Annotated in this window: 1 pseudogene; it reads left to right on the top strand. The window is 56.2% G+C overall.

The window, feature by feature from the left end:
- Positions 1-15: 15 nt before the first annotated feature.
- Positions 16-240, top strand: a pseudogene (locus H6A60_RS13585) (porin); the annotation flags it as partial.

The raw sequence follows: 240 nt of genomic DNA on the forward strand, positions 1-240 counted from the left end.
TTGTACGGCGTGTAGGTGTACGGCCATTTTTCGTTTGAAGTGAACACGAAGGTTTCGAACTGCCTCGCCGTAGGCAAGACGACGGCTGATCGTTACGGCTCCCTCGGTGCCACGTATGAGAACGGCGGCTTCGGTCTGACGGGTATTTTCGAATACACCGACAAGGCCAATAACGAAAAGACGGCCGGTCACGGCAAGGATACGCTGGCCTTTACGCTCGGCGCTTCCTATGACTGCGGC

This window comes from Sutterella massiliensis (assembly GCF_016899755.1).
GTDB classification, from domain to species: Bacteria; Pseudomonadota; Gammaproteobacteria; order Burkholderiales; family Burkholderiaceae_F; genus Sutterella; species Sutterella massiliensis.